The organism is Nesterenkonia sp. AN1 (assembly GCF_000582475.1).
In the GTDB taxonomy this organism is placed as follows: domain Bacteria; phylum Actinomycetota; class Actinomycetes; order Actinomycetales; family Micrococcaceae; genus Nesterenkonia; species Nesterenkonia aurantiaca.
Map to the genome: position 1 here is coordinate 1 of NZ_JEMO01000040.1, position 13,461 is coordinate 13,461.

Consider the following 13,461-nt stretch of genomic DNA (forward strand, 5'->3'; position numbering starts at 1 on the left):
ATAACGTCACGCCCTCTTACAACTAGAAGCGAACCTCCTTCTAGGGTGCCAAGGCCTCAGCGCAGCGACAAGGCCACAAGCCAGTTTGGGCACCTAAGTGCATAGCTTGCTCCGTTTCAGTTAGGTCTACTGAACCGCCCTGGGTTTGATGGAGACTCCGGCTATAGGGATTCCACCAGCTCAGCGGATCTGGTGTTGTCATCGTAGAACAGGGCCTCGAACTCAGCCGGCGGCCTATCACCGAGGTACCCATGAAGCCGCTCAGTGTTGTGCCAATGCACCCACCCCAGAGTCGCCAGCTCAACATCCTCGACCGTCTTCCACGGACCCCGCTGAGCGCGCACCGGACCTCGGATGAGCTCGGCCTTGTAGTAGCCGTTCACGGTCTCAGCCAGAGCATTGGCGCTCCTATAGTTGTCAACTGGCGATTTCGCCGGTTCTGGGGTCGACCTTGACGAGGTGGTAGACCTCGCGGATGACGTAGCGTTTGAGGCAGCGGATGATCTCGCGTTTGCTCTTGCCCTCGGCGGTTCTTCGGGCGACGTAGGCGATGGTCGGCTCGTGGAAGCGCATGCGGACGATGACGGTGCGATAGATCGCGGCGTTGAGCTGTCGATGGCCACCGTGATTGATGCGGTGTCGCCCGCTGGTCATTCCTGAGCCGGTCGGGACGGGACTGATGCCTGCGAGCTTGGCGAAGGCGGCCTCGGAGCGGATGCGTTCGGGGTTGTCTCCGACGACGATGAGGATCTCCGCGGCTGTATCGACGCCGATGCCGAACTGTTCGAGAAGTTGCGGGGCCGTGCCGGTGACGAGCTGTTCGATCATCGAGGTCAACTCCTTGGCCTCAGCATCGAGCTGCTGCCAGCGGCGCGCCAGGGACCGCAGCGAATGACGCAGCGCGTCGTCGGGACTCTCCAGTGCCCGTGGGCGCAGAGCCGCGAGGTGACGGGCGAGCATGATCTGGGTTTTGCGGTTCGTTTCACGACGTAGTTCATCTGAGCCGTGCACGAGCATTGCCTTCATCGTGACCATTGCTGCGGTCCGGTCCGTGACAGCGGAATCATGGACAATTTTGAGTTGACGGATCATCTCGGCCGCACCGTCGGCGGTCTTCGGTGTCGCGGTGGCAAATCCGGCAAGCACAGACCTGGCCGCGTTCTCGGCGTCGAGCGTGTCGGACTTGCCGTTCGCGCGCCGCGAGCGGCGATCAGGGCGGCCAGCCTCGACCACCTTGTGGCCGTGGCGTCGAAGGAACGATGTCAACGTGGCGCCGTAGGAACCTGTGCCCTCGATCCCAAACCCGAGGACCTTCCCGAAGCTAGATGCCCATTCCAACATTTGCTTGAAGCCGCCAGTATCGGTCGTGATCGTCAGCGTTGCGAGGATCCCGCCAACCGTGTCCATCACGGCGGCCACGTGGACGTGCTTGTGGGTGTCGACTCCGATCACGACGTACCCGGATCGAACTGTTTCGAATGTGGTCATGGTGTGCTGTCTCCTTGCCGGTTAGCGTGGTCTCACGCTGTCGCCGGCGGGTGGACAGGACTGTCACGGGGACGCTCTCAAAATCTGCTCCAGGCTCCTATTAGGTCACGCCCGGTCCGGCGGCAGCGCTTGCTGCGTGCCCGGCCGGACGGTCGACAGATCAACGCCAAGACACCATGTGGGTCAGTCATAAGCAAGGGTCAGACCGTCGCGGCCAGGACTTCCGGAACAAGCCTCGAACCGGCAAGAACAGACTGACAGTCATAGCTATCCCCAACGGTTCCGATCGAGGGGGTCGCCCCGATCTCTGCCAGTCTCTCGCCGTAGCGAATCGACGTGAATTGAGATCCTGCATCGCTGTGGCACCGCAGCTGCTCATGCCGCGGTCCTCTCGACCAGCGGGCCATCTCGATCGCGTCGACCACGGTGTCGGTGCGCATAGTGGAAGCGACCCGCCACCCGACGATCGTGCGACTGAAGGCATCGATAATGAAGCAGACATAGGCGACACCGGCCCAGGTCGGCACGTAGGTCAGATCGGTGACCCAGAGCCTGTTCGGCGCGATCGCGGTGAACTCGCGATTGACCAGATCCGGATGCCGGGGCGCTTCCGGGTCAGGTGTGGTGGTGCGGATCTTCTTGCGCCGAAGAACACCCTCGAGGCCGACGTGGCGCATCAGTCTCGCCGTCTGATCGCGGCCGATGCTCAGGCCGGCCCGGTTCGCGGCTTTCCAGAGTTTCCTGGCTCTATAGACCCCGTAGTTCTGGGCATGGAGTTTCACCAGCTGTGGGATCAGCTCAGCATCTCTGAGGCTCCGAGCTGAGGGGGCTCGGTGCTTTGCGGCGTAGTAGGTGCTCGGAGCCACCTGCAGGATCGTGCAGATGGGCTCGACTCCGAGTCGACGGCCGTCGATGACGTGGTCCTTGTTGGCCTCGATGAAGGCGACTATCTCGCTCACCACCTGAACTCGTTTTTACTCGTCGCCGGTTACGAGGCACCTCTGCACGAGATGGCTACGAAGAACGTTCGGTAAGAGGTCCCTTAGCGGGTCGATACAGCACGCTCGACAAAGTGGAGGACCGTCGCTGAGACCGCTGCCAGGTCGAGAGTTTCGTCAGAAGACCATCGGTCGAGCAAACCGTTCTTGGTAGCAGAGATCAAGTGTGCGACTTCATTGGCGTCGAATGCACGGAACTGGTCCAGCGCCTGACCCTCGACCAGCAGGTCCACAAGGGCCTCGGTTCTCGCGGTGGACACGTCTTGGAATGCGCGGACAAAGCTTGCATTGCGATGGTTTGCCACGACTTCCGCCATCGCGCGGAATTCCATCCGCCGCGACGAGAAAAAATCTAGTTCCGCGCTGAGCCCTGCACGCAGACGTGCAACAGGGGTGATCACATCAGAGGTGCGTGCGTCGATATGGGCTGTGCACTCCTGAAACACGCGTAGAGCCATCCCACGCAGGAGCTCATCCTTGCTTGCGAAGTGATAGGTGATGACTCCTTTACTGACCCCTGAGTGCTCTGCAATGCGACCGACGGAGGTGGCGGCGTAACCGATGTCGGCCAGCACCTCAGCAGCTGCACGTTCAATCTGGTCACGTCGGGCTCGACCACCAACGGTCCCGTGAGAGCCATTTCCTAGCTCGTTTTTAGTACGCATGTACTGATTCTAGTACGATCAGGATAGATCTGAGGGCCGCGAGTGCTGGGGGCAGTGCAGTGGAAGAAGTATGAAACTCAGTAATAGTGCCGCAGATGCTCCTCGAGACGACGTCGTGCAGGCGGTACTTCTCCGAAGACCTCGGCCACGCCGTCTTGGAGCAGGCGACCGTTGGGTGGCCGAGGTGCCGCACCAGGCCTGTTCGCGCAATACAACTCGGTGCTAGTCGGACTCACCCGGTCTGGATCATGACCGCTGAGCTCAAAGACCTGTCGGGCAACTTCATACCGGCTCAGGGCCGGCCCGGTGTTCGTAAAATGGTAGGTGCCGAATTCCGCTGGACCCGTCACAAGTTGGAGGACCCCTTTGGCCAAATCGTCGACGAAAGTCAGTCGGCCGCATTGATCGTTGACGACGACGGGGTTCGCGCCGCTCTCAGCCAGGTCACGCATGGTAGTGACAAAGTTCTTTCCAGTACCGATGACACAGGAGGTCCGCACGATGTGATGCTTCGTCCATGTCCGCACCGCTGACTCTCCTGCCGCTTTGGTTTGTCCGTACACCGAAAGCGGGGACACCGGGTGTGTCGGGCCGTATTCCTGCTCGGCTGGCAGTGCGCCGTCAAAGACATAGTCAGTAGAGATGTGTATCAACGGGGTATCGGACTCCCGACACAGTGCTGTTAGCGCAGCGACGCCTGTGGCGTTAACTCTCCAGGCTTTTTCGCGGCCCTGCGACGTCTCGGCGCGATCCACACGGGTGTAGGCAGCCGCATTGACCACAGCACGGACGTCGCGGACTTGCGATACCGGCCAGCTCTCCGGACGGCTCAAGTCCCACATCTCACGGGTGAAGGCTCGATGAGGGATGTTTCGCGCTCGACAGGTCTCGACCAAGGCGGTGCCGAGTTGCCCTCCGGCTCCGAGGATCAGAATCGGAGCTGGAGGCATGGGGATCACGGCGGACATCCTTGGATGATGGTGGTCCTTTTCAGATAGTTCGGCGGCGTCCAGAGGAATCGGCCAGGGCACCGCCGCTGTCTCATCATTCAGGTTTAAGAAGGTGTAGCGCTCCTGCGCCGCAGAGGACCAGTGATCGGTCACCAAGTAGGTGTAGGCAGTTTCCGGCTCTAGGGCCTGAAAGGCGTTGCCCACTCCCCGAGGGACGAACACCGCAATCTCAGGTCCCAGACGCTCGGTGTGTACCCGTCCGAAGGTCTTCCCCTCGCGCAAGTCGACCCAAGCGCCAAATGCCCCTCCCCGGGAGACTGAAACGTATTTGTCCCAAGGCTCAGCGTGAATGCCCCGAGTCGTGCCGACTGTCGCGTTGTAGGAGATGTTGTGTTGCCGGAAATAAACGTCTGGCAATCCTGCGGCGACCATCTTCTCGCGCTGCCAGTCCTCTTTAAACCAGCCACGAGTGTCCCGATGAAGCGGCAGGTGCACCACCAACAGACCAGGTATCGGTGTCCTCTCGACTGTCAGCAAGACACTCCTATCCGAATCCGTGTCGCCAGCAGATCCGCCGACGTCTCTGCAGACGCCACTTCATCTGCCCTGCCGTGTGTAGCGCTCCTCAGTAGCGTGCTTGACCGGGCGCCACCACTCCTCGTTCTCCTGGTACCACCGCACGGTTTTGGCCAGGCCTTCCGAGAAGTCCCCATACTGGGGGGTCCAGCCGAGCTCCTGGCGCAACGGTGTCGCATCGACGGCGTAGCGCAGGTCATGACCCGGACGATCTGTGACAAGCTCGAAATTCTGCGGGTCGCGGCCGAAGGCCAGGAGGATCATCTCGATGATCTCGCGGTTACTGCGCTCCCCGTCCGCACCAATGAGATAAGTCCGTCCGATCTTTCCATTGCGCAAAATGCGTAGCATAGCGGCGGCATGATCCTCAGCGTGGATCCAGTCGCGGACGTTGAGCCCCTCGCCATAGAGCTTAGGTGGAACACCGTCGATGAGGTTAGTGATCTGCCTTGGGATGAATTTTTCGACGTGTTGGTACGCCCCGTAGTTGTTCGAACAGTTCGACACTGTGGCCCTTACCCCGAATGAACGCACCCAGGCTCGCACGAGGTGGTCGGATCCAGCTTTACTCGCCGAGTAAGGACTGGAGGGACAGTATGCGGTGTATTCGGTGAACTTGATCGGATCGTCCAATGCGAGGTCTCCGTAGACTTCGTCCGTGGAGACGTGGTGGAACCGACGATCGTGCCGTCGAACCGCTTCCAGCAGGGTGAATGTGCCGACGACGTTGGTCCGAACGAAGTCGTACGGATTATCCAGGGAGTTGTCATTGTGCGACTCGGCGGCGCAGTGGACGACCGCGTCGACCTCGGCGACGAGCTCGTTCACTAGGACCTCATCGCAGATGTCTCCGACAATTAGGCGCATACGTCCGCTCGGGAGACCCGTTAAAGAAGCGGGGTTGGCCGCATAAGTCAGCTTGTCCAGGACAGTAACCAGCATGTCAGTTTGTCCAAGTACATGACGGACGAAGTTGGCTCCGATGAAACCAGCTCCGCCGGTCACCAGAATGTGCTGCACGTCGATCAGCGCCTTCCTCAACGAGGAGTGTATAGAGTGATCTTATTATGAAGGGAATTATCCTCGCCGGCGGAACCGGCTCCCGACTTCATCCGATCACCTGGGGAATCTCCAAACAGCTGATGCCTGTATTCGACAAGCCAATGATTTATTATCCGCTGTCTACACTCATCCTCGCGGGTATCGAAGACATCCTTGTAATCACCACACCTGATGACGCCCCGCAGTTCCAGCGGTTACTCGGCAACGGCTCGCAGTTCGGGATCACATTGAGCTACAAAGCCCAGCCTTCTCCCGACGGAATTGCCCAAGCGTTCCTGCTCGGCAAAGAGCACATCGACGACGATGGAGTGGCCCTCATTCTCGGAGACAACATTTTCTACGGCACCGAAGTGGGCGCCCGGCTACGACGGCATACCGAAGTCGAGGGCGGGACGATCTTCGGCCATTGGGTAGACGACCCGACAGCCTACGGCGTTGTCGAATTTGATGGGGACGGGACCGTCGTATCTCTCCAAGAGAAACCCACCGCCCCCAAGAGTAACTTTGCAGTTCCGGGATTATATTTCTACGACGCCGAAGTCGTAGAGATCGCCAAATCCTTGCGTCCCTCCGCCCGTGGAGAGTTGGAAATCACAGATGTCAACCGCACCTACCTGGAGCGGGGTCGACTCTCGGTGGAGATCTTACCCCGGGGCACTGCCTGGCTGGATACCGGTACCTTCGAGGACCTAAACGATGCCTCTAACTTCGTCCGCACGTTGGAGAACCGGCAGGGACTCAAAGTTGGTGCGCCTGAAGAGGTCGCATGGCGCACAGGCCTGCTCAGCGATGAGGAGCTGCGAAATCGAGCTGAAACCCTGATCAAGTCGGGGTACGGCACCTACCTGTTGAAAATCTTGGAACGCGGCCTGTGAGGGGCCCTGGAAGTCCGAAAGGCACCCTTGTTGATTGCCGTGCGGGTGCGCCTGGTCCATTGATAGGTGGTCCACGACGCGTACCGTCGTCATCAACACGCTGCATAGGCAGGCTAGCGCCGCACAGCCAGCTATCTACCGTTGGTGTTGGCGAAGACTTGGTGTCGACATCGTCGTCGTCCCCTCGAAGCGCAGACGCGCATCACTGCCAGGTGGAGCTTTCGGATCTTGTCACCGACTCAGGCGAGCACGCTTCACCTGGTTTTCAAGGTGAAATCAGTCACCAATTCATTCGATTCTGAGACAATTGCCGAAGAGAACCGTTTACCTGTAAGCGTGTCACGCCGGAGGAGAAACCGCATGGGAAGAAACGTCGCCACAACACCCGATTCTTGGGCTCTCGATCCGGCGCTCACAATGACAGTGACGAGCGAACGCGCGCTACTTCTACAGAGCGGACCAACGATCCACCGGATCGCGAACCGGGCGGTTGTAGAGATCGCCGAGACGCTGTTCTCGGCGTCCGGTCCTGAAGTGACGATTCCGGCGTCGCTACCTCAGGAACACCGAGACATTGCGCTTGAGTTAATGGAGGTGCTGACGAACACGGGGCTCGCAGTTTCGCTCATTGCCGAGATGAAGAACTCATCTCAGCTTGAGATGTACTTCGAGACACGTCGCCGAGCAAGCAGACCGATATCGATGCGCTCTTTTCTTAAATCACTCGAGCTCGCTTCGGTGCGCATCGAAGGTGATGGAGGCGTGGCGAAGGCTATCCGCGGCGAGCTTGCTCACCTCGGCATTAACACAGACCCGGATACGGAGCGACACGCATCGATCGATCTGATCGTATACGTCGCGGACGGTGAGCACGCGAAGCACATCGGCCGCTTCAACCTCGAGCGCCTCGAGGATGAGGCGAGGACCCCGTGGTTGCTCGTACAACCATTCGACGGCTCTCGGTCGATCGTCGGTCCGCTAATCGCACCGGAGACATCCGCGTGTGCGGAATGCTATCGGCTCCGACGCCTTTCAAACTTCCCTGACGACGCCGTCTCCGCCGAACTGGAGGAGGCGACCATCGTCAGGGCGGGCCAGACGAATCATCCCTCATCTCTGTCCCACGCTTTCGTCGCCGGGATGGTTGCGCAGGTCGCGCTCGATCTCGTCATCTCGGGGTTCGACGGCCCCACCTCAACACCCGGATTCATCCGTGTCCTAACGAACACCGCCACCGAGCTCTCTATAACATCGCACCGTTTGCTCCGCGTCCCACGATGCACTGCGTGCTCGCACGCAAGAGGCACCGGCGCGCCACAGATCTGGTTCCCTGTCAGCGTGAATCCGGAGGCGTCGCAGCATGGTTGAACGAGCGGGGGGCCTAACGCGCAACCAGGTCGATACCTATTCCTCCGACCTCGTCGGAATCGTCAGGAAAACCTTCAACCGTCTGCACGACGTGGCCGACCTACACACGATCTCCGTCGGAGCGTACGCCGCCCGCGCAGCTCCGCTCATCGGCTCTCGGACACCGAGAAACAGCGGTGGCGATGCTGCAACCCAACATAGCGCGAGTGCTGCGGCAATCGGCGAGGCCCTCGAGCGCTACAGCGCCTGTTGGATCGAACCGTCTCGCCTCGTTACTGGCACAGAAAGGAATCTGGCCGATGGAGGGGCCTCAGTGCTCCCCACGGAGGCTTTGCGGATCTTTACGGACGAGCAGCTGGCTGAGGATGGGTTCGGCCTCACTCAACCAGGTCCTGACACCACGATGCCGTGGATTGAGTCAGGTGAGGTTTTGAGCGGACGCAGGGTTCTGATCCCAGCACAGCTCGCCTACCTTACCGAGGTCCCTGGCGCGCCACGGATCCACACCTCTACATCGAATGGTCTCGCGTTCGGAACGGAGCCCTACGCGGCTCTGCTCTCTGGAATACTCGAGCTTGTCGAGCGCGACGCGTTCATGCTCACCTGGTACCACCAATTGACGCTCCCACGTATCGACACCAACTCCCACCCAAGTCTCGCGTCGTTCGTAAGACGCCATGTGGCCCCCACAGGCCTCCAGGTCTCTGCGATCGACCTGAGCGTCTTCACAGGCGTTCCGGCTGTCCTCGCCGTCGCCCGACCGGCAGTCGGCGGCCACGGTCCCATCGGCGTAGGGGCCTCTGCGGCCCTTCGCCCTGAGGTCGCGTGCATAAAGGCGATGAGCGAGGCGGTCGGATCTCGCTCCTGGGCAGCCCAGCGGGTTCGAAGTGGCTCCCCGTGCCTCGTCGACTCCAACTGGTTTGAGTCTATCGTCGACTTCGAGCACCACATCGACCTATTCAGCGACCCGGCTATGTACGAATACCTAGACTTCCTCGACGCGAGCCAGGAGCACCGGGCGGTCGCAGACATCCAAGGCGTCCTCGCACCGGCCGGTCTCGCCTCCGTCGAGGCCCTCGTTATACGACTCGCTGAGCGAGGCGTCACCATCTACAGCGTCGACGTCACTTCGCCAGACGTGCGGGAAGCCGGCGGCTTCGTCATCCGTGCGTTCTCGCCGGAAATGCAGCCCCTGGACGTGTCCTACCGGTATCGCTATCTCGGTCATCCGCGATTGCGCGACGCTGCCATGCTGGCCGCAGCAGGAGAACCGCTGCGAGACCTTTCCTCGCTTAACCACATTCCCCACCCCTTCCCATAGGAGGCTATGCGTGCAGTACGACAGCTCGAACCTTGAGCGCGTGATTTACTCTCGCGGCATCCCCGGTCCTAACGACGTGGCAGAGCAATTTCACGAGAGCTCGAAACTGTCGCGGGCGACGATCAGTGACGACTTAAGCGGCGCAGCGAGAATTCAGCGATCGACCGAGTTGCAGGCTATGACTTCGCGGAGCGCGCGCTCATACCCGCACCGGCCCGCAATTTCGCTGCCTGATCCCGCCCCCCTCCACAACTCGTTCCACGACGTCTCAACCCGACGACGCAGCGCAAACGGGTTCCGTGACGGTCCAGTCACCGCCCAGTCCGTTTCGGACGTTCTGCACCACAGTTACCGCGCCATACCGGAGGACGGCACGCGCACCCCGAAGCGACCTTCACCTTCTGCTGGTGCTCTATACCCTCTAGACATTTTTCTTCTGAATCTTAACGACGGCGGGACGATTCCTGGCGAATCCTGCCTTTATTACGACCCCATGAGGCACCAATTGGCGCATATCACCGACGTCGAGCGGCCGGCAGTACACGAGGCTCTTGGTTCGAGTGACCTAGCGCAAGACGTTGGCATGGTCGTGGTGATCACAGCGATGTTTGCGAGGTCAAGAATCAAGTACGGAACACGGGGCGCCCGCTTTTGCTACATCGAGGCCGGCCATCTCGCGCAGTCGATCGTGCTCGCTGCCGAGGCGGCGGGCCTCAGCGCAAGGACTTATGGCGGGTTCTTCGACGACGCAATCACCGCCCTGATTCCCGGTCTCGACGGGGTCGATAGCGCGCCGGTGCACGCGGTACTGCTCGGCCCCCGCGACTGACCATGTTTGCCTCGGGGGCCGCCGTCGGCATTGGTCTCACTTCGTGCCTGGCGCACATCGCTTATGTTCGGAAGGGGCTCCCGTGGTTGCTTTTCTCTAAGCCGTTCAGGGGGCGGCTGCGGACGTCGACCGTCGAGTTACTTTACGTCGGCGGAACCGTTTTGATCGCCAGTCTTTCGACCACGGGCGTTGCTTTGACGGTCGGCTTTCCTGAACCGCAGTTCAACGTTGACCCGTGGTGGCTGTTGCTCTGTACGTTTGTGGTCGTGATCGTACTGGTCTCGTTTACCCCTCATCCGAGATCGGGTGAGCCATCTCGACTGCGGCGGCTGCTGCTATGCCTCGGTGGGGGTGCAGAAGAGGTTCTATGGCGAGGCGTCGCGATCGCGGCGATAGCAGCGACAGGCCTAGGGTTACCTTGGGCGTACCTGATCTCCACTCTCGGGTTCACTAGCCTCCATATCACCAGATATGGCAAGCGTGGGATGGGTTTTATCGCGCTTTTCTCAATCGCGGTGTCCCTACTTGCCTGGTCATTCGGGCTCCTCGCCGCTATCACTGCGCACGTTGCTTGGAACGCATATACGGCGCTACGGCGACCTCGGGACGACAGGCCCGCTGCCTCAAGGAAATCCGTTGACGAGTGGTGACCAAGAACGACCCCTACCTTCCACCGACACCCTATTCCCTTTAAGCTGAATATGCGCCGTGCCGAGACCTAGGACAACGGCGTAAGAAGACACAATCTGAGGAGGACTAATGGAGCGACGAAAAATTGCATTATGGGCCGTATACGCGGTGGTAGGGACCATCGGCGTCTATTTCCTCGCCAGCGCGGCCGGATGGGGTGCCCTCGGAACCGCTGGAATTTTTCTTGCGATCCTCATCATCTTCTTCATAATAAGCATTTTCAAGGGATCGTCAGCGAACGAGCAGCCTAATGCCTTGGATGGCTGACGGACAACTGAATATTCCCAGTATCAAATTAAGTCTCGGCGGTAACTGGTGGACTCAACAAGGATCTTGTTGAGATGTGAGGAGAGGAAGTACACCTAAGCAATGAGCTCTCCTCTGGCAATCCGTTCGAGGTCTGCGACTAGTTGGTGCGGAGTAGAGGTGGCGGAGACCTCTTCCTGCAACGCTCTGGCAGCTCGCGAGTAGCCCGGGTCAGTCAAGAGTTCGGACAGTTCCGTCCTAACGAGAGACGGGCTAATTTCGTTGTGGTGTATGGCCTTCGCAACGCCGACGGCCACCATACTGTCCGCAACTCTTGAACCGCCCCACATATCTAAGCCGTCTCCCACGTAGAGCTGAGGGAGGCCGTGCCTGATTGCGGTGTTTAGCGTGTTGATCCCAAAGTGGCTAATCATCGCTGAGCAGGTGGGCAACACGAGGTCGAGCGGTAGGTAGTCCGAGGCAACGACGTTATCCGGTAGCACGGTCCCTTTAAGCTGCGACGAGTCTAGGGTCGCTAGGACTTCCACATCCAAGTCCGCGAGTCCCTCCAGAATCGCCGACACCGACGGCGCGGGTAGCCCGTAAGCACGCGATGAGTAACCGAGAGTCAAACACACGCGCGGCCGTTTCGGCAGTTCAATCGCCACTGCTGGATAGATGCCATTAGCGCTCATGGGAATTTGCTGTATCGGGAGGTGCTCACCGACAAACGGCGTACTTCGCAAGACCCCTGGCAGAGGGTCAATTGTCGCGTGACCTAGAGTCAGCGCGTCATCGTTTCGGCGCACGGGGCGATGACCGCTACGTTCGAGGCGCCCAAGTATCCAAGAGGTCATAGGGTCGTCCACACCGAGGTCATGCTCTCGGTGACGAGCGAGCATGTGCGCGACATAGTCCGGACCGAAGAGCGTCCGCACATGGGGCACGTCCAGGATTTCAGCCGCGACGGGACCGACGTACGTAAGTGCATCCCAAACGATCATGTCCGGTTTCCAGACCCGCCCGAACGTCACAAGGTCGGCGAGCATTTCGTCGTCAGCAAGGTATCCGGAGACGAACCGCCCATACGTGCCGAGCGCGGTGGTCGTGTAGGCCGGTGTCAGTAGCTCGGGATTGTCCTCAGCGATGTCGGCTACCGAGTGCTTACCTGGCAGAGGGCCACCGTCCCGGACATACCCCGCAAGATCGAGTGGCTGCCCCACAGGCACGCCCGTCAACCCGCTCGAAGTAATCTCTCGCATCAGGTCGGGCTGGCTTGCGATGCAGACGTCGTGCCCCGCCGCCCTGAGCGCCCAAGCTATCGGGACCTGCAGCTGAAGATGCGGTAACGAGGCGAAGGTGGTGAAAAGGAACCTCATCCGGTGTTCCTCTCACACCCTTGGCCTCCGGCGGTTAGCAGGTAGCTGGCGACGGGGGCAAACCCCCTGGGGCCGGTCATGAGGCGGCTCCACCACTACGCGCAACATGGTCGTCCAAATGCTTTATGAAATCCTCATACGTATGAAGGTAATCCTCGGGATCGTACGGCTCGGAGGCGAGGACGGCGCAAATCGTCCCAGGATCGAAGGTGTGCAGCCGGCGCCAGACTAACGGCCCGACAGTGAGAGCTATGTTCGGGGATTCGAGCCGGACAGTCTCTGTCACCCGTCCGTTGTCGAGCTCGACAGTAACGCTCCCGGTCAGGCATACGATAACTTGGTGCAACCGCGTGTGGGCGTGGTTTCCTCGCTGAGCCGAGGGCAAGTCGGTGTAGAGAAAGTACACGCGCTTCGCATCGAAACCATGCGGAACACTCGCACCCTCGGGAAGGACGACCACTGCGCCTCGCTCGTCCCGAATCTCGGCGACCTCGGATACCCACCAAGGTAGTCCCGATACATCGCGTGGGGAGATGGATTCACCGGTTCGGTCAGGCATCGCTACCGGTGCCCTCTCCTGCGCCCGTCGCTTGAGACACGGGAGTAGTCCTACTTTTAGGCTCCCCATAGAGCCGCAGTGAGAATTCGTACGCTTCCGCCGCGTGCCGTCGGACCACTGTCTTCGGCGATTCTGACTCGCGTCCAATCGCGCGACGAACGGTATCGTTCACCGGAAAAGCGTCCGGACCTGTTGTGAAAATCATGTAGTAGGCTCGCCGCTCCGCAAGTGCCGGGCTCGTCCCGCTGCGCCTCATCCCGATAATCGCCTGGTCGGCGCCGAGCAAAACATAATGGAATGGCACCTCGCAGGTTTCGGCAACAACGTCTGTGAGGTCCCTCGGGCTAGAGAGCTCGCCCCCGGTGAGTTCATAAGTGCGGTTTCTCCTGCCCGGTTCCTTAGACAGAACTAGGACAACATCGACTACATCATCAAAGTCGAGCCACGGGACCCCC

General features: G+C 60.1%; 13 protein-coding genes and 2 pseudogenes. 6 read left to right on the forward strand and 9 right to left on the reverse strand.

What is annotated here, in order from left to right; genetic code table 11:
* Positions 1-161 precede the first annotated feature (161 nt).
* From BG28_RS15560 to rfbB, 6 genes and pseudogenes are all read right to left on the reverse strand, one after another.
* Positions 162-401, reverse strand: a pseudogene (locus tag BG28_RS15560) (integrase core domain-containing protein); the annotation flags it as partial.
* 16 nt (positions 402-417) lie between these two features.
* Complete coding sequence (locus BG28_RS13740) at positions 418-1,488, reverse strand: IS110 family transposase (RefSeq protein ID WP_036478134.1); 1,071 nt, start codon at positions 1,486-1,488, stop codon at positions 418-420.
* A gap of 260 nt (positions 1,489-1,748) precedes the next feature.
* Positions 1,749-2,441: pseudogene (locus tag BG28_RS13745) on the reverse strand (IS3 family transposase); the annotation flags it as partial.
* An 89-nt stretch (positions 2,442-2,530) separates the two neighbouring features.
* Positions 2,531-3,151 carry a TetR/AcrR family transcriptional regulator gene (locus tag BG28_RS13750; RefSeq protein WP_036478136.1) on the reverse strand — a complete coding sequence of 207 codons (621 nt, stop codon included), beginning with the start codon at positions 3,149-3,151 and terminating at the stop codon, positions 2,531-2,533.
* A 77-nt stretch (positions 3,152-3,228) separates the two neighbouring features.
* Positions 3,229-4,638 (reverse strand): sugar nucleotide-binding protein, encoded by a 1,410-nt coding sequence (locus BG28_RS15185; protein WP_369797267.1) that lies wholly within the window; start codon positions 4,636-4,638, stop codon positions 3,229-3,231.
* 60 nt (positions 4,639-4,698) lie between these two features.
* Positions 4,699-5,703 carry a dTDP-glucose 4,6-dehydratase gene (rfbB, locus tag BG28_RS13760; protein WP_200869369.1) on the reverse strand — a complete coding sequence of 335 codons (1,005 nt, stop codon included), beginning with the start codon at positions 5,701-5,703 and terminating at the stop codon, positions 4,699-4,701.
* Between the two features lie 41 nt (positions 5,704-5,744).
* Between rfbB and rfbA the strand changes: the two genes are divergently transcribed.
* The 6 genes from rfbA (at position 5,745) to BG28_RS13790 (ending at position 11,089) form a co-directional block, all read left to right on the forward strand.
* Positions 5,745-6,614, forward strand: a complete 870-nt coding sequence (gene rfbA / locus BG28_RS13765) for a glucose-1-phosphate thymidylyltransferase RfbA (RefSeq protein ID WP_036478143.1) — start codon at positions 5,745-5,747, stop codon at positions 6,612-6,614.
* A 360-nt stretch (positions 6,615-6,974) separates the two neighbouring features.
* Positions 6,975-7,982: a TOMM precursor leader peptide-binding protein gene (locus BG28_RS13770; RefSeq protein WP_036478144.1), complete on the forward strand. Its 1,008-nt coding sequence runs from the start codon at positions 6,975-6,977 to the stop codon at positions 7,980-7,982.
* Entirely contained in the window at positions 7,975-9,303 is a 1,329-nt protein-coding gene (locus BG28_RS13775) for a YcaO-like family protein (protein ID WP_051501507.1), read from the forward strand. The genes BG28_RS13770 and BG28_RS13775 overlap by 8 nt, the downstream gene beginning before the upstream one ends.
* 10 nt (positions 9,304-9,313) lie before the next feature.
* Entirely contained in the window at positions 9,314-10,132 is an 819-nt protein-coding gene (locus BG28_RS15190) for a SagB/ThcOx family dehydrogenase (protein WP_036478145.1), read from the forward strand.
* Between the two features lie 2 nt (positions 10,133-10,134).
* A complete protein-coding gene (locus BG28_RS16920; protein ID WP_036478146.1) occupies positions 10,135-10,782 on the forward strand; it encodes a CPBP family intramembrane glutamic endopeptidase in 648 nt (215 codons plus the stop codon).
* 109 nt (positions 10,783-10,891) lie between these two features.
* Positions 10,892-11,089 carry a hypothetical protein gene (locus BG28_RS13790; protein WP_036478147.1) on the forward strand — a complete coding sequence of 66 codons (198 nt, stop codon included), beginning with the start codon at positions 10,892-10,894 and terminating at the stop codon, positions 11,087-11,089.
* Between the two features lie 95 nt (positions 11,090-11,184).
* Here the strand turns inward: BG28_RS13790 and BG28_RS13795 are convergent, their stop codons facing one another.
* From BG28_RS13795 to BG28_RS16410, 3 genes are all read right to left on the reverse strand, one after another.
* The gene (locus BG28_RS13795; protein ID WP_036478148.1) at positions 11,185-12,447 is read right to left on the reverse strand and encodes a nucleotide disphospho-sugar-binding domain-containing protein; all 1,263 of its coding nucleotides are present in this window, start codon (positions 12,445-12,447) and stop codon (positions 11,185-11,187) included.
* A gap of 76 nt (positions 12,448-12,523) precedes the next feature.
* On the reverse strand, positions 12,524-13,075 hold the full coding sequence (locus BG28_RS16925; protein ID WP_084479780.1) for an FdtA/QdtA family cupin domain-containing protein: 552 nt from the start codon (positions 13,073-13,075) through the stop codon (positions 12,524-12,526).
* The coding region (locus BG28_RS16410) for a hypothetical protein (protein ID WP_235181138.1) at positions 12,999-13,461 on the reverse strand (463 nt) is incomplete at its 5' end. The genes BG28_RS16410 and BG28_RS16925, both read right to left, overlap by 77 nt.

Bases quoted from the DNA above. Each gene is read 5' to 3' on its own strand.
- BG28_RS13740 (WP_036478134.1), bottom strand. From the start codon at position 1,488: ATGACCACATTCGAAACAGTTCGATCCGGGTACGTCGTGATCGGAGTC.
- BG28_RS13750 (WP_036478136.1), bottom strand. From the start codon at position 3,151: ATGCGTACTAAAAACGAGCTAGGAAATGGCTCTCACGGGACCGTTGGT.
- rfbA (WP_036478143.1), top strand. From the start codon at position 5,745: ATGAAGGGAATTATCCTCGCCGGCGGAACCGGCTCCCGACTTCATCCG.
- BG28_RS13770 (WP_036478144.1), top strand. From the start codon at position 6,975: ATGGGAAGAAACGTCGCCACAACACCCGATTCTTGGGCTCTCGATCCG.
- BG28_RS13775 (WP_051501507.1), top strand. From the start codon at position 7,975: ATGGTTGAACGAGCGGGGGGCCTAACGCGCAACCAGGTCGATACCTAT.
- BG28_RS16920 (WP_036478146.1), top strand. From the start codon at position 10,135: ATGTTTGCCTCGGGGGCCGCCGTCGGCATTGGTCTCACTTCGTGCCTG.
- BG28_RS13790 (WP_036478147.1), top strand. From the start codon at position 10,892: ATGGAGCGACGAAAAATTGCATTATGGGCCGTATACGCGGTGGTAGGG.
- BG28_RS13795 (WP_036478148.1), bottom strand. From the start codon at position 12,447: ATGAGGTTCCTTTTCACCACCTTCGCCTCGTTACCGCATCTTCAGCTG.
- BG28_RS16925 (WP_084479780.1), bottom strand. From the start codon at position 13,075: ATGGGGAGCCTAAAAGTAGGACTACTCCCGTGTCTCAAGCGACGGGCG.